The sequence below is a fragment of the Mesorhizobium sp. WSM4822 genome (genome assembly GCF_055811155.1).
The window spans coordinates 60,091-78,031 of the sequence record NZ_JBVVQM010000005.1; the positions used below are offsets into that span (position 1 = coordinate 60,091).

The following is a 17,941-nucleotide window of genomic DNA, read 5'->3' on the forward strand; positions in this document are numbered from 1 at the left end:
GACAAGCCTCGCTAATCGGAGGCTGGCGGATGGCGCAATCGTCCAAGCAGTGCGGAGACCCTGGTCAATTCATCCGCCGACAGTTTGACGCCAACCAGTTCGGTGATCGACCGTCCGTAGACAGCCCACATCTGGCGGCGTGTCTCGCGGCCCTTGGCGGTGATGCGGATGGTCTGGCCGCGACCATCATCGGCCACCGTCAGTTTCTCGACGAGCCCATCGGCCTCGAGCCGGGCCAGCAGCCGCGAAATGTTGTATTGCGCGAACAGAGTGCGCTCGATGAGCTGGAACGGCCGCAGCCCGCCCTCGCCCGCCTCAGCGAGCTCATGCAGCACGTCGTACCAGGCAAGCGGCGGCAGGCCGGCGGCCTTCAACGCTTCTTCAGCGCTTTCCATCAGTTGGCGCGAAACGCGCATCAGGCGAGCCCAGGCCTTGATGGCTTCTGGCGAAGGCGTGGCTTTCTCGGTCATGGCCAAGCATAGGCAGTAGATGCATATGCATCAAGCTTGACGATCGATGCATATGCATCCATATAGATGCAAATGCATTAACTTTGGAAAACCCATGAACCACAAGCTTATCCTCGTCAGCCATCACCTCTGCCCCTATGTGCAGCGCGCCGCGATTTCGCTGGCCGAAAAGGGCGTGCCGTTCGAGCGCGTCGATATCGACCTCGCCAACAAGCCGGACTGGTTCAAGGCGATCTCGCCGCTCGGCAAGGTGCCGCTGCTGCGCGTACAGCGAAATGGCGAGGAAACAGCGATCTTCGAATCGGCCGTCATCCTCGAATTCCTTGAAGAGACGCAAGCCAATCCCCTCCACCCTGCCGACCCCTATGCCCGCGCCCGTCATCGCGCCTGGATCGAGTTCGGTTCGGCAACCCTCAACGCCATCGGCCGGTTCTATTCAGCCTCGACCGAAGCTGGCTTCCTGGCCGAATCCAGCGCGCTGTCCGCCATGTTCGATCGCCTCGAAGCCGAGCTGGCGGACGAGCCCGGCGGACCCTGGTTCGCCAGCAAGCACTTTTCGCTGGTCGACGCCGTTTACGGTCCGGTCTTCCGCTACCTCGATGTCTTCGACCGCATCGGTGATTTCGGCATTCTGGACGGCAAGCCGCTCGTTCGGGCCTGGCGCAAAGCGTTGAGTGAGCGCCCGTCGATCAGGCAAGCCGTGGCGCCGGACTATCCGCAGCGCCTGCATGCTTTCCTGCAAGCGAAGGGATCACACCTTTCAGGGCTCATCCGGCAAAACAATCCGGCCACCGCGCTTCGGCCAGCCCGATCCGCTTGAACGGATCGATCGCGGGCAAGCGTTGGCTCGCGGCCGTCAGTTTTCGAACATGACGAAGGCGGCCCACACCCGAGGGTCCTGCGCGCCTGATATCTCGCCGTCGCGGCATCGCGACGGGCCTGGCGCAGCGCTTCCGGATAAGTCCGCCCGGCGGCGAGATGGCCGTAGAAGCTCACCATGAAGGCAGCGGTTCCCGCATCGTCCACAGGCCAAAGGGCTAGCAACGAGCGCTTCGCACCGGCAATGTTGATTGCCGTCGGCAGGCCGCGCAAACCGCCGACGAATGTCTCCTGGCCACGGGCCGTCTCGCAGGCGGAGAGCACAAGCAGGTCGAGATTCGACAGGTCCCACATCATCAGCTCCATGCCATAGAGCCGGCCGTCATCATCATCGCGCTTCATCGATTGCCGGTTTCCCGACCGGGACAGCACGACCTCACTCTGCCACAGCGCATTCACGGCGCCGACGCCGCCTTCTTTCTCGTTGCGGTAGGCACCGTGTGTGGCGAGATGCGCAACCGTGGCCTGCTCCATGTCTTTGCGCAGCGCCCGTTCGCCGGCAGTGGTTCCGGTAAGGGTCTCGACCGAATAATGATCGCCGTGCAGGATCGAAGCGATCGCGTCGACCTCCTTGCGGGTACCCGGTAGCGGTTCGGCACCCTTCTCCGCACCCCGTGCGTAATCCAGGCCGCCGGCCAGCAAGGCCTTGCCGGACTTGGGAAAACTCTGATCGACGCCTGCGTTCAACAGCGATTCCGGTCGGGTCAGCATGCGCACCAGGAAGCGATCATCGAGCGACGCGCCCTTGCTGTCCTGCAGCAAGGGGAATGGCACCGAAAACAGCTTGCCGTCCGGCACCACGAAAAGCGTGTCGGCGCCGCCAAGCGACGGCTCCAGAGGTGCGATCAGACCGGCGTAAAGCCTGTGAATGTCGCGTTCAGATCGACCAGGGTCACAGCGCCACGCTCCTGCGCGGAGCGGGTCGACCTGAGGTTTGCCATGCGGGTTTCCCGGGCGGCTGGGATGAGCCGGCGCGGATCGCCGAGGTCATAGAGCGACGGCTGCTGGTCCTTGCGCGTGACGATCGCGTAGAGCCGTTCGTCTTCCAGCGGATCGGCGCTCTCGCGGTCCGCCCGCCACTTGCGAGTGATGAAATAATCGATCAGCGCCTCGTTGGGCTTCAGCAGCGTGTTGGCCGTCGGCAGAGGCTTGTCCACCACGCTTTGGTCGAAGCTGTACTTGGTCGTAACTCTCGTGATCGCCTTTTCGTACGCCGCCTGAGCCTGGTCGGGCTGTACCGCACCTGGATCGTCGGCACTGTCGCCACTGGAAGCAGCCTCCTGGTAGGCCAGGGACAGCCGTATCCCGGCCTGGATCAAATGCCGTGTCTCCATATCGTTCGGATCGATCAAACGCGACAGTCTGCGCAACTGATCCCGTTTGTCGTTTTCGAGTGTCGGCCAGCGACGCACCGCTTCAGCGAATGCCGGCACTGCCGATGCGTTGTTTTTTGCCAGCCGCGCATAGTCGTAGAGCATGTCATCGGCCAAGGCGCGGCTGGCTTCAGCGACGACCGGGTTGGCGGCCGTGCTCACCTGGAACCAATTCCAACGCAACATGTCATCGTTGAGAGCCGCAAAATCGGTGGCTGCAGCCTCGGGATTCGACTTCGCCTTGAGGTTGGCCATGGCCTGCCGCGCGGCAAAGGTCAGCGGGTGCACCGAGCCGTATGTCGATCCGGCGATGCTATAGGCCCGATCGAGTTGGTTCATGCTGTTTTCGGTATCGCCCATCGCGGCGAAATACGCGGCGAGCAGGTTGGCGATCTTGATTGCCAATATCTCGGGATAACTCGCGTCGTTGGTCAGCGGCAGCAAGCGTGCGAGCGTCGGCGCGTCGAGCGGCTGTGCACCGGAAAGAGCCCTGGTGTAGAGCAGCCACGCATCGGCCTGCTCAATCAAATTGCCTTCCTGCTTGAGAACGACGGCGATATCCCGGTCCTGCTGAAAATAGCGCAAGGCCTCGTCGTACTTGGCGAGGTCGAGATAATCCTGAGCCGTGTTGTTGGCGCTGACCAGAACGTTGAAGTGATTTGGCCCGTAGTAGCCGATGCGTTTCTCGAGCACATTCAGGTCGTACTGTAAGGCGCGTGTCGGTGACCCGATCTGACGCAGCATGTCGGCCAGATTGTTCTGCAGCTTCCAGGTGAAGCGATCATCCTGGCCAAGCACCCGCCCCGCAATCTCCAGATTGCGCTGGTCGACGTTGATCGCCGCAGCGATTTGACCGAATGCAGCGATCCCTGTCGCCAGCACATCGTTGGCATACATGAGTTCCAGGGATTCCGTGCCTTGGTAGTGGGCGTAGAGATTGGTTGCCGTAGCGCACATGGAAACGAAGCCCTGATAGTCTTTCTCGGCCTGTTTCAGCATTGCGTAATTGAGATAGAAATCGGCACGCTTCGCGACATCCTGCTGCATCGCCCTGGTTTTCAGGCCTTCGGCAAAAATCTCCTCGGCGTTGTCGAGGATCTGGTTGTTGAGAAATGTCGCGCCGGCGTTCGAGTAACTCTCGACCGTAAATTCATAGAGGTCGCTCCTGGCCGCATCGAGCAGCGCTGCCCGCAACTGCACGTAACCGTCGTCGAAACGCGCCACCTCCATCATCAGCTTGTAGGCCGCATCGATCCGAACTTTCAGCGCCTCTTCACTGCCTGCTGGAGCCTGCTGACCGGCTTGGCCCGGCGTCTGAGCTTGCGCCGTCGGCAAGGGCGGCGCCACGACCGACGTGGCCAGGACAGATGCAACGACCTGCATCAGGCTTAGCGATTTTCGGACTATGGACATGACAACGTTCATGCGGATCGGTCTGAGGCGAAAACTCTAGGATGCGGTCGTATCATGACCCGGATTTTGTTCGAAATCCCACCGTGTTTCCTTGAGTCCGATCCGCTTGAAGGGATTGGTCACGGTTCCAGCCACCATCGAGGCAAGGAATTGCGGCGCCGGCGGGATTTTTGCCACCGTCGCCACCAGCCTGTCGCGGATGAAGGGCAGCGCCACCGAATCCGACTGGTAGAACGGCGTGAATGCCAGCGACAGCGCCTGGAAGATGCGGACATGCCAGCGCCGCGCCTTCGCATAGGCCTCCAGTGCTGCCTCGACACTCGTTGTCCGCACCAGCGCATGGCTGAGCGCCGCCGCGTCGAGCAGCGCCATGTTGCCCCCTTGCCCGAGTTGCGGACTGGTGGAATGCGCCGCGTCGCCGATGACGGCCAATCGCCTACCGGCCGGAAGCTTCATCGTGTGGTGGCCGTAGCGGGCCAGCGAGAGCTGGTCGAAACTGTCGATCTGGCTGGTGTATGCCTCGCTCTGCGGCCACAGCCGGACCACCCTCTCCTTCCAGGCGTTCAGGCCGCGAACGCGCACCTCATCGGCATCCGACGGCTTCAGGCTCCAGAAGAAGGCCGCCATCTTTTCAGCGCCCGGCTGCGGCCGGCCGATCGGCAGCACGCCGATCATCACGCTCGCTTTGTCGTAGCGTTGCAGCAGCGCGTGCTCGTCGAAACCATCGCCGCGCCAGCCGAGCGAGGCCCAGAACGCGCCATAGGTGAGTGGCCGCGGCTCGCCTGGAGCGCTTTCGCGGCGCAGTTTCGAGCGCGAACCGCTGGCGTCGACGACCAGATCGAATGGCCCTGCCCTCCGCCCGTTGCCACAGATCAGCGTCGCCCGTTCGCCGGTCTCCAGGGCCTCGATCTCGACGCCGGTCTCGATGGCGATCGCCTCGCTCTGCGCGGCGCGGAAAAGCACGCCGAACAAAGCCGCCCGGTGCACCGCCAGCCCGAAGCGGCCACCGCGTTGCGCATCGTAGCGGACATCGAGCACGGTACGGCCAGTGGAAGCATCGGCGCCATGCAGGCGGTCGATGCGGCTGCCCAGCGCCAGTATGTCGGGAAGCAGGCCAAGATCGGCCAGCACCGTCAGCCCTGTCGGCTGCAGGATCAGCCCGGAGCCGACCGGCTTCGGTTCATCGAAGCGCTCGAAGACCGTGACCCGATGCCCGGCACGCTTGAGATAGAGCGCCACGGCCAGTCCCGCCGGCCCGGCGCCTGCAATTGCGATATCATAGGAAATGCCAGTGCCCCCAAAGCCGGATTGGCCGGACAATCCTTCAGCGGCGGGACGAAATCAAGCCGTCACCAACGGCTTTGCGCCGCAGGTCAGCCCTGGGCGGCATCAAAATCGGCGCGTGCGCCGCGCACCGCATCATGATTGAGCTCGGCCCACAGGATCAGCTGATGCAAGGCGCCGAACATCGAATGCCCGAGATCGGTCAGGCTGTACTCGACGCTCGGCGGCTTGGTCGGGAACACCTCACGATGCACATAGCCGTCGCGCTGCAAATCGTAGAGCGTCTGCGTCAGCATGCGCTGGGAAATGTCAGGCACCAGCCGCCGCAACTCGCCGAAGCGATAGGGCTGCTCGGCCAAAGCCATCATCAGCAGCGAGCTCCATTTGCCGCTCACGCCCTGTATGACCTCGCGGACCGGACAATTGGAGAAGTTGCCGCCGCCGGAGACCGCCTTGTAGACCTCCAACTTCGATCTCAGATTGACAATCTTGCTGTCCACCGCTGGTTCCCTGCGCGTGCCTACCTCCCGAAAACCTGCCTTCTTTACGGCTCTGGGTCAATTCCTATTTTAGTGCTGGTCTCTTTTTGAGACCACCACTCGAACCGCCTTAGCGGCGCAACGTCAGGATCTTCCATGACCCAAACCCTTCTCGTCACCGGCGCTTCCGGCCAGCTCGGCCGCGGCGTCATCAACCACCTGCTGGACACGTTCAAGGTCCCCGCGGGCCGGATCATCGCCGCCACCCGCAATCCGGACAACCTCGCCGAGTTGGCGGCGCGAGGCGTCATCACAAGGGCGGCTGACTTCGACGACACACTATCGTTGGAGGCTGCTTTCAAGGGCGCCGACAGGGTGCTGATCATCTCGACCGGCGAGATCGACCTGCTACACGGCAAGCGCCTGAGGCAGCACCAGAACGCGGTTGCCGCCGCTAAAAAGGCCGGTGTTTCCCACCTTCTCTACACCTCGATGCCCAACCCGGAACCGGTTTCGCCGGTGCTGTTTGCCAATGATCACTACGGCACCGAGCAGGCGATCAAAGCGAGCGGCATCCCCTACACGATCTCCCGCAACGGCTGGTACCAGGAGAACCTGTTCATGGCCCTGCCGCACGCGATCGCTTCGGGAAAATGGTACACGTCCGCCGGCGACGGCCGCATGGCGCACGGTGCGCGCGACGACATGGCGGCAGCGATCGCCGCCGGCCTCGCTGACGCATCAAGCGAAAGCGAGACCTACACCTTGACCGGCCCGCAGGCCTACACGACGGCCGAGATCGCCGCCCTGGTAAGCGAGGTCACCGGCAAGCCGCTCGATGTCGTCCAGGTTTCGGATGAAGCCTTGACCGAAGGCGTGAAGGCGGCTGGCGTTCCCGAGGACTTTGCCCGCATCATCGTGTCGTTCGACGCCAACACGCGTTCCGGCCGCATCGCCATGGTGACGGACGCGGTCGAGACGCTTTCCGGCCGCAAGTCGAAGACGCTGAAGCAGTTCCTCGAGGCAAACAAGGCCGCGCTGGCCGGCTGAAGCGGAGTGACATGGACTGTGCCGGACGGCACAGTCCATTCGCCGATCCGGCAGGTGCCTAGATCGCCACCTGCGTGCCGATCTCGACCACGCGCCCGGTCGGGATCTGAAAGTACTCCGTCGCGTCGGCCGCAGTGCGGGCCAGGCCGATGAACAGCCGGTCCTGCCACACCGGCATGCCGGAATTGGGCGAGGCCTTGAGCGAACGCCGCGACAGGAAGAACGAGGTCGTCATGATGTCGAACTTCCAGCCCTGCTTGCGGCAGATCGCCAGTGCGCGCGGGATGTTGGGCTGCTCCATGTAGCCGAAGGTCAGCGTCACCCGCATGAACAGCTCGTTGACCGTCTCCATCTTGACCCGATCGCTGTCGGGCACCACCGGCTGCGGCGCGGTCACCACCGAAAGGATGACGTTCTGCTCATGCAGCACCTTGTAGTGCTTCAGGCTGTGCATCAGCGCGGTTGGCGCGCTTAGCGGATCGCTGGTGAGGAAGACGGCGGTGCCGGAGACCAGCTGCGGCTTCTTCTTCAACAAATTGCCGGCAAGGAAGTCGAGCGGGATCTCGTTGCGGCGGGTCTTGTCGAACAGATAGCGGCTGCCGCGCACCCAGGTCCACATGGCCAGCACGACGGTGAAGGCCACGGCCAGCGAGGCCCAGCCGCCCTCGAAAACCTTGACGATGTTGGAAGCAAAGAAGCCGACATCGATGAAGCCGAACAGCGCCGTAAGCGAGATTGCCACCCACAGCCGCCATTTCCAGATGCGCGTCATGACGACATAGAGCAGCACCGTCGTCACCAGCATGTTGCCGGTCACCGAAATACCGTAGGCCGACGCCAGCCTGCTGGACTCGCCGAAGCCGACCACCAGCATCATCACCACCAGCGCCAGCAGAAGATTGACGCGCGGCATGTAGATCTGGCCGGACTGTTTCTCCGACGTGTGCAGGATTTCGAGCCGCGGCAGCATGTTAAGCTGCACCGCCTGCCTGGTCAGCGAGAACGCGCCTGATATCACCGCCTGGCTGGCGATGACGGTAGCGGCGGTCGCCAGCACGACCATCGGGATCAGCGTCCAGCCTTCGTTCATCTCGAAGAACGGATGGCCGACGACGCCATTCTTGGCCAGCACGAAGGCACCCTGCCCGGCATAATTGAGCAGCAGGCAGGGAAACACGATCGCCAGCCAGGCCAGCACGATCGGCTTGCGGCCGAAATGGCCGAGATCGGCATAGAGCGCTTCGGCGCCGGTCACGGCGAGAAAGATGGCGCCGATGGTCACGAAGGCGACATCGGGCGAATTGATCAGGAAGGCGACGATATAGTGCGGGCTCACCGCCCACAGGATTTCCGGATCGGCGATGATGTGGTTGAGGCCGGAAAGGCCGATGGCCAGGAACCATACCGCGGTCACCGGGCCGAACACCAATCCCACCCCGCCCGTGCCAAAGCGCTGCACCGCGAACACCATGGCAAGGATGACCAATGTCAGCGGCACGACATAGGGCTGGAAGGTCGGCGTGACGACATTCATGCCCTCAACCGCCGACAGCACCGAAATCGCCGGTGTGATGACGGCGTCACCGAAGAAAAGCGATGCCCCGACGATGCCGATAGCGAGCATCAATGCTGAACGCTTGGGGAAACTGCCGCGCGCCAGCGCCATCAGCGACAGCACGCCGCCCTCGCCGCGGTTGTCGGCGCGCAGCACGAACATGATGTATTTGATGGTGACGATGATCGTCAGCGACCAGATGATCAGCGACAGCACGCCGAGAATATCGCCGCGCTGGGCGACATTGCCGCCCGACGACGCCACCAGCGCCTCGCGAAAGGCGTAGATCGGGCTGGTGCCGATATCCCCATAGACGACACCGAGCGCGCCCAGCATCAGAACCTTGGTGCTGTGCTGTTCGACTTCCGAATGGCTCGATTGTTCGACGGGTTCTGCCTCACTACCAGTGTTGGTAAGGGCCATGGACGACACTCCGATAAGCGCGCGGTGCTCTACGCTTGCTGCGATGCAATATCAAGTGCCGTCGCGTAATGGCTGCCATGCCTGCCGCGCCAGGCTGCCCATCGCTACCATCCGCAGGCCTTGAGGAACCGACCCACCGTGCCGGCCATGCCATACTCCAACGCGTCGGCTGTCAACCCATGTCCGATCGACACTTCGGCCAATGCCGGAATGCGCTTGACCAGCGCCGGCAGATTGCCGACCACCAGATCGTGCCCGGCATTGACCTGCAGCCCGGCGGCAAGCGCAGCGTCAGCGGTTTTTCCCAATCTTTCCAGCTCTTTGGCCGCTTTGGCGGAATCTGTGTGATAGCTGCCATATGGACCAGTATAGAGCTCGATGCGATCGGCACCGGTGTCGCGTGCGGCCGCCACCCAATCGGGATCAGGGTCGGAAAACAGCGACACGCGAAAGCCCCCTTTTTTCAAGCGTTTGACGATCGGTGTAAGGAACGCGGCCTGGGTGGCGAAGTTCCAGCCATGGTCCGATGTCGCCTGGGCTGGATCGTCCGGCACCAAAGTCACCTGTTCAGGCTGATGCTTTTCCACAAGCAACAGGAAATCCTCGGTCGGATAGCCCTCTATGTTGAATTCCGCGCGCGGAAACTCGTCGTCGATCAGCGACCGGATCTCAGGCAGATCGGAGTTTCTTGTGTGCCGCTCGTCGGGGCGCGGATGCACCGTCAGCCCATGCGCGCCGGCCGCCAGCGCAATGCGGCCGAGGCCGGTCACGCTTGGCCACGGCAGGTCGCGCCGGTTGCGCAGCATGGCGATGGCATTGAGGTTGACGGAGAGCTTTGCAGGCATGCGGGCGGCCTCGGAAATCATTCAACGCGCCCACCTATAATGCCTTTGACGGGAACAGTAATGCCTTTGGTGGGAACAGACTGGGGGTTTCGGGTGTTCCAAGCCTGATGAACGAGCCGGGAAAGGAAAGCGCCGATGAATTTTCTCGATGAGGTTCCGGCAATTCGCCGTATCGAGACCAGCCGCGACGACCTTTTCGCCATCGATGTCGTCGGGCACGTTTCCGCGGCCGACGGTGAAAATCTTTTCGGGCTGCTGGAGGCAGCCTATGCCCTGCATCCGCGCATCGATGTGCTGGTGCGCCTCGTCGACCACGATGGCGTCGACTGGGCCGACATCGCGGACGAGACCCTGAAGCAGGGCGCCATCCATGCATTAGAACATGTCGGCCGTTGCGCAACCATCGGCGAACCGGACTGGATAGCGGACGCACAACGCTTTCTGCCGTCCTCACCGCCCGTTGAAATCAGGCACTTCAAGGCGGAGGACGAGGCCGCCGCCTGGCAATGGCTTACCGCGCAGCCTATCGGGGCAACAGCCTCCGGCGCCCCTACCTGACGATCGTCAGCCGCTCGGCCGCCCGCGTGATAGCGGTGTAGAGCCAGCGCTGGCGGGTTTCCTTGAAGGCCCAGCTTTCATCGAACAGCACAATCTCGTTCCACTGCGAGCCCTGCGCCTTGTGCACGGTCAGCGCGTAGCCATAGTCGAAATCGTCGAAGCGCTTCTTCTGCTGCCACGGGATGTCGGCATCGGGATCCTCGAACGCCGCCTTGAGCAGCTTGATCTTGGCGACGCCGCGATCCGGATCGTCCTCTTCCGGCGACACCAGAAGGTTGATGCCCGGCTTCACCGTCTCGCGCGACGAGGTCATCACCTTCCACAGCGAGCCGTTGAGCAGGCCCTTGGCCGGATCGTTGCGCAGGCAGACGAGCTTGTCGCCGGCCTGCGGATAATCGGCGTTGAAGCCCTTGAGCTCGCGCAGCCGATGATTGTAGCGGCGACGCGTGCGGTTGGTGCCGACCAGCACCTGGTCCGCCTTCAGCACCAGCTCCTGGGTAACGTCTTCCTTGCCGATCACCTGCGCCGTGCCATAGTCGCCACGCATGAATTCACGGCCCTCGCGCACATCGAGCGCCAGCCGCAGGATCGGGTTGTCGCGCGCCTGCCGGTGGATTTCGGTCAGCAAAAAATCCGGCTCGTGGTCGGTGAAGAAGCCGCCACCCGAGATCGGCGGCAGCTGGCCGGGGTCGCCCAGCACCAGGATCGGCGTGCCGAAACTCATCAGGTCGCGGCCGAGCTGCTCGTCGACCATCGAGCATTCGTCGATGACGACCAGTTTCGCCCGCGTAATCGGGCTCTGGCGGTTAAGCGAGAAGGTCGGCGACATCGAGGTCTTGCCGGTGACCTCGTCCGATACCGATTCCTCGCCCTTCGGCCGATAGATCAGCGAATGAATGGTGCGCGCATTGACCGCGCCCTTGGAGCGCAGCACCTGCGCCGCCTTGCCGGTGAAGGCGGCGAACTGCACCTGGCCGTCGACATGTTCGGCGAAATAGCGCGCCAGCGTCGTCTTGCCGGTGCCGGCATAGCCGAACAGCCGGAACAGCTGCGGCTGGCCGGTCTTCAGCCATTGGGCGACCGCCTTCAGCGCGTCGTCCTGTTGGGGAGAGAATTCCATCAGCGCGAGAGACCGGATTCGCAAGGGAAAGACAAGACAGCCGCCACCATCATCGATGCGCCGGGACGCTTCAATGCCGCCGACGGGTCAGGCTATCAGGCGCAGACAAGAACGTAAAGGGAACATACAAGCTCACCCCACACCTTATCGAATCGGCTGGGGATCGTTTTCCAGCAGGATCGGCTTGCCGTGCGGCGTAGCATGCGCGGCGCGCTCCCAGGCCTCAGCCATGGCGTCGACGTCGGACTTGGCTGCCAGCCCTTTGGTGGCAAGCAGGCTTTCCAGCGCCGCCAGCCAATGTTCGTAATAATCATGGCCGTCCGCTGCGGCGCCCGGTCTCTTCACTTCTTCCGACAGTGCCTGCGCCCACTCGCTCCACGAAAACAGGCCCTTGTCGTGCAGCGCCACCGTCATGGCGAAGGCTTCGGCCTGCCATGGCTCGGCAAACACCGGCGCATCGACGCCCGGCGGCAGCTCGGGCAGATCCGTATCACGCCGGCTCAAGATAGTTCTCCCAGGCGTCTATCGACACGCTTAGCGTCGGGTCGGCGCCCTCGCCCCAGATTTCCGGCCCTTCGAAAACCACGGTGTAGACCCATTGCGGATTTTCGCCGTGTCCATGCGCGTTGCTGTCGGGGAACACGAAACCGTCGTGCACCGTCTCAATCACCCCCTGCTTGGCGCGCGCATAGCGCGGCAGCCGCGTGTGGCCGGTCGGGTTGAGGTTTTTGGTCCGTACGGGGTCGCCGGCCTTGAACCGCGCCGGCCGCGCCACCGGCCGGTCGCAAGGACCACCCTTGGCCAGCACTGCGGGCACGTTTTCCGCCTTCAGCACCCTCTTGGGGGTCGCTGCCGGATCGACTGCCTTGCCCGCTTCGAGATCGCGCTCGCTGACGAAGCCATGGCGGTTCAACAGCACCTCCAGCGCCTTGATCCATATCTGGTAGTAGCTCGATGAATAGTAGACAGCCGGATGCAGCGATTCCCGTGCGTGCCGGCTCTCGTCGATGTTCCACGCGCCCATGGCGCCGGCAGTCAGCGTCACGCCGAGCGCCCGCCTTTCCCAGGCGGCATGGAAATACGGCTCGTCCTTTTCGGGCGCGACGGGGCCGAACCCCATCTGCCCGCCGAGATCGTGCGGCCCGTTCATGCCGGCTGCCCCTCTATTTCAGGTCTTTGGGCCAGGCCGGTCCCGATCATCGCGTCACGGCTGACCAGCTCCGCCAGCCGCTCCTCGCTCCAGCCCTCGGTGCACTCAGGCCGCATCGGCACGACGAGATAGCGCAGCTCCGCGGTCGAATCCCAGACGCGTATTTTTGTCCCGGCCGGCAGCGTCAGTCCAAATTCTTCCAGCACGCCGCGCGGATCGATCACCGCGCGCGAACGATAGGGCGGCGCCTTGTACCAGACCGGCGGCAGGCCGAGCACCGACCACGGATAGCAGGAGCACAGCGTGCAGACGACGAGATTGTGCGTCTCCTCGGTGTTGAACACCGCCTGCATGTGCTCGCCTTGGCGGCCGGTATAGCCCAGCGATTCGATCGCCGCCGTCGCGTCGAGCTTCAGCCAGTCGGCAAAGCCAGGATCGCTCCAGGCTTTCGCCACCACCCTGGCGCCATTGCGCGGGCCGATCTTCGTCTCGTAGGTGTCGACGATGACGTCGATCGCGGCCGGATCGATCAGCCCCTTCTGAGTGAGGATGGTTTCCAGCGCGCGCACGCGGGCGGCAAACGGATCGAGTTCGTTGTCGTGGTCATGATCGTGTGACATGGCCGCAAACTACGTTTCCAGTGATGCCGCCGCAAGCGCAACGGCTTGGGCCAACGGCACATGGCGCTGGCCCTGTCACATCATTCGGCCGCCGCCTGCTGCGGTTCTGGCAGCATGTCTTCCCTAGGCTTGAACAGCGAGGGCTGATCCCCCGCTTCGACCGGGCCCGTCTCGCCCTTGCGCTTCGACCAGAGCCCGACCAGCCAGCCCGAGAAATTCTCCATGTAGACATAGATCACCGGCGTCACGAACAGGGTCAGTGCCTGCGAGGCAAGCAGGCCGCCGACAACGGCAACGCCCAGCGGCTGGCGCAGTTCGGCGCTGGCCCCGGTGCCGAGCGCAATCGGGAACGTGCCCATCAGCGCCGCCAGCGTCGTCATCATGATCGGCCTGAACCGCATCAGGCAGGCCTTGTGGATGGACTCGGTCGCGGACATGCCTTCTCGTCGCAGTTCAAGCGCGACGTCGACCATCATGATGCCGTTCTTCTTGACGATGCCGATCAGCATCAGGATGCCGATCACCGCGATAACAGACAGATCCATGCCGGCGAAGCGCAGCGCAACGACCGCTCCCAGCACGGCCGATGGCAGGCCGGTAAGGATGGTCAGCGGGTGGATGAAGCTCTCGTAGAGGATGCCGAGCACGATATAGATGGTCAGGATTGCGCCGCCGACCAGAAAACCCTGGTTGGCAAGAGAATCCTGGAAGGTCTTGGCCGTGCCGGCAAAGGTCGTCGAGATCACCGTCGGCATGCCGATCTGCTCCTTGAGCGCATTGATGCGCGTCACGCTGTCGCCCAGCGCCACGCCCTGCGGCAGATTGTAGGAGATGGTCACGGCTGGAAGCTGGCCGAGTTGGTTGACCGTCAGGGCGCCGGCAGTGCGATCGACCCGGGCGAAGGCGCCGAGCGGAACAAGACTGCCGCTCGCCGTCCTCATCTGGATGGCCAGCATCCGCTCGGGCGACCACTCGATTTTGGGGTCGAGCTCGGTGATGACTTCGTAGCTGTCGGCCGAACCGAAGATTGTCGAAACCTGGTCGGTGCCGAACCCGCCATAGAGGGCGGAGCGCAACGTGTCGGTGTCGATACCGAGCTGGGCGGCCTTGTCGCGATCCACCACCAGCGTAGCCTGCAGCGCATTGTTCTGCAGGTCGCTGGTGACGTCGGTGAAGTTCGCATGATCGGCGGCCATCGCGTCGTTCAGTTTCTGCGCCCAGATATCGGTCAGGCCGGTATCAAGGCCCTGAACCACGAGCTGGTAGGCGCTGGCCGACGACCGCGAGCCCAGCCTCAAATTCTGCACCGGCTGCATGTAGGTCTCGATGCCCGCCACGCCGGCCAGTTGCTTGCGCAGGTCCGAAAGCACCTTCTCGATATCGGGGCGCTGGTCCTTGCCCTTAAGCTGGACGAAAAGCTGCCCCTGGTTGAGCGCATTGTTGCCGCTGCCCGCCGACCACGCCACATGGTCGACATAGGGCGAATGCGAGAAGACACTGGCGACCTGTCCTTGCAGCCTGGACATGGCGTCGAAAGAGATGTCCTGACGTGCGATGGTGGTCACCGATATCTGGCCGATGTCCTCCTGCGGGAAGAAACCCTTCGGCGAAGTCTGGATCAGCCACACCGACGCTGCCGCGGTGCCGACGAAGACGAGGAACACCAGGAAGGTGTGCCGCAGGCAGAAGCTCAAGACCTTGTCGTAGCCGCGGGTGACGAGGTCCGGCTTGTGGCCGGGGCCATGCTTGTCGCGGTCGGCTTTGGTCACCGACAGCAGCCGCGAGCACAGCATCGGCGTCAGCGTCAGCGACACGAACATCGACGCCAGGATGGCGACTGTCACCACGACGGCGAACTCGTTGAAGATGCGCCCGATGACGCCACCCATCAGCAGCACGGGGATGAACACCGCCACCAGCGAGATCGAGATCGAGATGATGGTGAAGCCGATTTCGCGCGCGCCCTTCAGCGATGCGTCGAAGGCCGACAGCCCGTCCTCCTCCATATGGCGGAAGATGTTTTCAAGCATCACGATGGCGTCGTCGACGACGAGGCCGACCGCCAGCGTCAGGCCCATCAGCGATATGTTGTCGATGGAAAAGCCGAACAGGAACATCGCGCCGAGCGTGGCGATGAGCGAGATCGGCACCGCCACGGCCGGGATGATGGTCGCCGTCACCCGGCGCAGGAACACGAAGATCACCATGACCACCAGCGCGATGGTCAACAGCAGCGTGAACTGGACGTCATCGACGGCCTGACGGATCGAACTGGAGCGGTCGTTAAGCAGCTTGATGTCGGCGGCGGCCGGCATCTGGTCCTTGAAGGACGGCAGCATGGCCTTGACCTTGTCGACGACGTCGACGGTGTTGGCGTCGGGCTGGCGCTGCACCGCCATGATGATCGCGCGCGTACCGTCATACCAGCTCGCCGTCGTCGTCGTCTGCACCGAATCGACCACACGGGTCACCTCGCCCAACCGCACGGGGTGACCGTTTTTGGTGGCGATGATGATGTTGGAGAAGCCGGCGGCGTCAGTCAGCTGCGTGTTGGCGGTGATGGTAAGCTGCTGCTTGTCGTTCTGCAGCACGCCGAGCGGCGTGTTGCTGTTGGCCGAGGCGACCGCCGCCTGCAGCTGATCGATCGAGATGCCGCGCGCGGCAAGCGCGGTCGGGTCGATCTGGATGCGCACCGCGTATTTCTGTTGGCCGAAGATCGAGACCTGCGCCACGCCGTCTATGGTCGACAGCGACGGCGAGATGACATTTTCCGCGAAAGCATCGAGATCGGTCAGCGGAACCGTGTCGCTGACCAGCGACATCAAAAGGATCGGCGCGTCGGCCGGATTGACCTTGCGATAGCTCGGCGGCGCCGTCATCTGCGGCGGCAATGATTTCTGCGTGCGCGCGATCGCCGCCTGCACGTCGGCTGCTGCCGCGTCGATGTCGCGGTTGAGCACGAACTGGATGGCGATCGAGGTCTGGCCAAGCGAGTTCGTGGTCGAGATCGAATCGATACCGGCGATGGTTGCGAACTGCTTGATCAGCGGGGTCGCCACCGAAGTGGCCATGGTTTCCGGCGAGGCGCCGGGCAGCGAAGCCGAGACGTTGACCACCGGGAATTCGGCGCTCGGCAGTGCCGCCACCGGCAGGAATTTGTAGGCGAACAGTCCGCCCAGCACGAGGGCGAACGACATCAGAAGGGTGGCGACAGGCCTGCGTATGCAGAATTCGGAGATCATTGGGCCGCCTCGCCGGCTTTGCTCGCCTCGGCCACCTTCGGCGCGGCATCGGCCGTGGCCTTGCCCTCATGCACCGCGGCGCCGTCCTTCAGCCTCGTCTGGCCCTCAGTGACAACTTTCTCGCCGCTATTCAGCCCCTGGCTGATGGCGCTGTTCTCGCCTTCGGTCAGCGCCACCTGCACCGGCCGCATCTCGACCGTGTTGTCCGGCTTGACGACATAGACGAACGGCCCCTTCTGGCTTGGCTGCACCGCGACCGTGGGAACCGATGTCATCTGCGGCATGATGCCGGCGTCGAGCACGACATTCACATACTGGCCCGGCCATAGCGAAAGGTCCGCATTGGGAATGCTTGCCCGCGTGGCAATCGTGCCCGACGCGGTGTCGACGCTGGAGTCGACGAAATCGAGCGTGCCCTTGCCGATCGGCGTCGGGTCGCCGTCCTTGGTCAGTGTCACCGCGCCCTGCTGCGGGTTGGCAAGCGCCTTGTGCAGCAGGGCCAGGTTACTCTCGGGAAGATTGAAGTTGACCTGCAGCGGGTCCATCTGGGTGATGGTCACCAGCGGGGTCGCCGTACTGCTGTTGCCATTGCTGACGGTGACGAGATCGCCGACGGCGACGCTGACAGCACCCAGCCTGCCGGAAATCGGCGCCGTGATCGTGGCGAAGCCAAGCTGGACATTGTCGGCGTCGATTGTCGACTTGTCGGCATCGACAGTCGCTGCGGCAGCCTTCTGCGCGGCGACGGCCTGGTCGTAGGTCTGCTGCGTTCCGGCCTGCTTGGCGACCAGATCCTTGGCGCGCTGGAGATCGGACTGCGAGCTGGCGAGCATCGCCTGATCCTTGGCCAGCGCCGCCTGGTCCTTGGCCAGCTGCGCCTTCAGCGCCCGGTCATCGAGCGAAAACAGCAGATCGCCGGTCTTGACCATCTGCCCGTCCTTGACGTCGATGGACACGATCTGGCTGGACACCCGCGCGTTGATGTTGACGACGGCGGGAGAGGAGACGAAGCCGATCGCATAACGCCGGATCGGGAAATCGGCTGTCGAGGCGACGGCCGAGAGGATGGAGGCCGAGCGCCCGGCATTGTCGGCCTTCTTGTCCGAAGCCGCAGCCTGTTTGTCCGGCGCGGCAACCTGCTTTGCGCCGATGACCTGCTGGACCCTGCCAAGCGCGTCAGGCGAAAGATAGAGCCACCCGGCCGCACCCAGGCAGGCGACGGCCAGCAACGAAAGAACGACTTTTCCACGCATGGTCAAAGGCCCTCTCCACCCGACACGTCGTGGTCCGATGGTTCTATTCTAGCGCACGGCCCGTTGCCGCGATTTCGGCGAATAGATAGGACACGCCTTTGTCGGAAAAGGGCCAAAAGGCGGCATTACGAAGATTTAATGTGCACTGCACAATGGATGTGCAAAACGTGGCGGCTCCCGATCCGCACGGTCCGCCGAGAGTGCGAATCCCGTCCCCCTACGATCGG

16 protein-coding genes are annotated in these 17,941 nt (G+C 63.3%); 3 read left to right on the forward strand and 13 right to left on the reverse strand.

What is annotated here, in order from left to right; translation table 11 throughout:
• Positions 1 to 11 precede the first annotated feature (11 nt).
• Positions 12 to 470, reverse strand: a complete 459-nt coding sequence (locus AC0L3E_RS13385; RefSeq protein WP_128308245.1) for a MarR family winged helix-turn-helix transcriptional regulator — start codon at positions 468 to 470, stop codon at positions 12 to 14.
• A gap of 94 nt (positions 471 to 564) precedes the next feature.
• Between AC0L3E_RS13385 and AC0L3E_RS13390 the strand changes: the two genes are divergently transcribed.
• Positions 565 to 1,290, forward strand: coding sequence for a glutathione S-transferase family protein (locus AC0L3E_RS13390; RefSeq protein ID WP_473604935.1), 726 nt, complete (start codon positions 565 to 567; stop codon positions 1,288 to 1,290).
• On the opposite strand, the gene AC0L3E_RS13395 is transcribed toward AC0L3E_RS13390, so the two are convergent.
• The 4 genes from AC0L3E_RS13395 to AC0L3E_RS13410 all read right to left on the reverse strand — a co-directional run bounded on the left by AC0L3E_RS13395 (position 1,182) and on the right by AC0L3E_RS13410 (position 5,919).
• Positions 1,182 to 2,219: a CHAT domain-containing protein gene (locus AC0L3E_RS13395; RefSeq protein WP_473605095.1), complete on the reverse strand. Its 1,038-nt coding sequence runs from the start codon at positions 2,217 to 2,219 to the stop codon at positions 1,182 to 1,184. The genes AC0L3E_RS13390 and AC0L3E_RS13395 overlap by 109 nt on opposite strands.
• Complete coding sequence (locus tag AC0L3E_RS13400) at positions 2,195 to 3,769, reverse strand: tetratricopeptide repeat protein (RefSeq protein WP_473604936.1); 1,575 nt, start codon at positions 3,767 to 3,769, stop codon at positions 2,195 to 2,197. The genes AC0L3E_RS13395 and AC0L3E_RS13400 overlap by 25 nt, the downstream gene beginning before the upstream one ends.
• 402 nt (positions 3,770 to 4,171) lie before the next feature.
• On the reverse strand, positions 4,172 to 5,455 hold the full coding sequence (locus AC0L3E_RS13405; protein ID WP_473604937.1) for an FAD-dependent oxidoreductase: 1,284 nt from the start codon (positions 5,453 to 5,455) through the stop codon (positions 4,172 to 4,174).
• Positions 5,456 to 5,508: 53 nt separating this feature from the next.
• Positions 5,509 to 5,919: a winged helix-turn-helix transcriptional regulator gene (locus AC0L3E_RS13410; protein WP_127320517.1), complete on the reverse strand. Its 411-nt coding sequence runs from the start codon at positions 5,917 to 5,919 to the stop codon at positions 5,509 to 5,511.
• Between the two features lie 135 nt (positions 5,920 to 6,054).
• Here AC0L3E_RS13410 and AC0L3E_RS13415 point away from each other — a divergent pair, with 135 nt between their 5' ends.
• Positions 6,055 to 6,948 (forward strand): SDR family oxidoreductase, encoded by an 894-nt coding sequence (locus tag AC0L3E_RS13415; RefSeq protein WP_473604938.1) that lies wholly within the window; start codon positions 6,055 to 6,057, stop codon positions 6,946 to 6,948.
• A gap of 58 nt (positions 6,949 to 7,006) precedes the next feature.
• Here AC0L3E_RS13415 and AC0L3E_RS13420 read toward each other — a convergent pair whose 3' ends face one another.
• Both AC0L3E_RS13420 and AC0L3E_RS13425 read right to left on the reverse strand, forming a co-directional pair.
• A complete protein-coding gene (locus tag AC0L3E_RS13420) occupies positions 7,007 to 8,926 on the reverse strand; it encodes a potassium transporter Kup (RefSeq protein WP_127272417.1) in 1,920 nt (639 codons plus the stop codon).
• Positions 8,927 to 9,030: 104 nt separating this feature from the next.
• The gene (locus tag AC0L3E_RS13425; RefSeq protein WP_473605096.1) at positions 9,031 to 9,771 is read right to left on the reverse strand and encodes a pyridoxine 5'-phosphate synthase; all 741 of its coding nucleotides are present in this window, start codon (positions 9,769 to 9,771) and stop codon (positions 9,031 to 9,033) included.
• Positions 9,772 to 9,906: 135 nt separating this feature from the next.
• On the opposite strand from AC0L3E_RS13425, the gene AC0L3E_RS13430 reads away from it, so the two are divergent.
• Complete coding sequence (locus AC0L3E_RS13430; RefSeq protein ID WP_473604939.1) at positions 9,907 to 10,329, forward strand: SpoIIAA family protein; 423 nt, start codon at positions 9,907 to 9,909, stop codon at positions 10,327 to 10,329.
• Here the strand turns inward: AC0L3E_RS13430 and AC0L3E_RS13435 are convergent.
• The 6 genes from AC0L3E_RS13435 to AC0L3E_RS13460 form a co-directional block, all read right to left on the reverse strand.
• Entirely contained in the window at positions 10,322 to 11,449 is a 1,128-nt protein-coding gene (locus AC0L3E_RS13435) for an ATP-dependent DNA helicase (RefSeq protein WP_473604940.1), read from the reverse strand. The two genes, AC0L3E_RS13430 and AC0L3E_RS13435, sit on opposite strands and share 8 nt — an antisense overlap.
• 144 nt (positions 11,450 to 11,593) lie before the next feature.
• Complete coding sequence (locus tag AC0L3E_RS13440) at positions 11,594 to 11,953, reverse strand: nitrile hydratase accessory protein (RefSeq protein WP_473604942.1); 360 nt, start codon at positions 11,951 to 11,953, stop codon at positions 11,594 to 11,596.
• Positions 11,940 to 12,599 (reverse strand): nitrile hydratase subunit beta, encoded by a 660-nt coding sequence (nthB, locus tag AC0L3E_RS13445; RefSeq protein WP_473604943.1) that lies wholly within the window; start codon positions 12,597 to 12,599, stop codon positions 11,940 to 11,942. The genes AC0L3E_RS13440 and nthB overlap by 14 nt, the downstream gene beginning before the upstream one ends.
• On the reverse strand, positions 12,596 to 13,219 hold the full coding sequence (gene nthA, locus AC0L3E_RS13450; protein WP_128310053.1) for a nitrile hydratase subunit alpha: 624 nt from the start codon (positions 13,217 to 13,219) through the stop codon (positions 12,596 to 12,598). The genes nthB and nthA overlap by 4 nt, the downstream gene beginning before the upstream one ends.
• Before the next feature lie 80 nt (positions 13,220 to 13,299).
• On the reverse strand, positions 13,300 to 16,461 hold the full coding sequence (locus tag AC0L3E_RS13455; protein ID WP_127408670.1) for an efflux RND transporter permease subunit: 3,162 nt from the start codon (positions 16,459 to 16,461) through the stop codon (positions 13,300 to 13,302).
• A complete protein-coding gene (locus AC0L3E_RS13460; protein WP_473604945.1) occupies positions 16,458 to 17,714 on the reverse strand; it encodes an efflux RND transporter periplasmic adaptor subunit in 1,257 nt (418 codons plus the stop codon). Before AC0L3E_RS13460 ends, AC0L3E_RS13455 begins: the two co-directional genes overlap by 4 nt.
• Positions 17,715 to 17,941 lie beyond the last annotated feature (227 nt).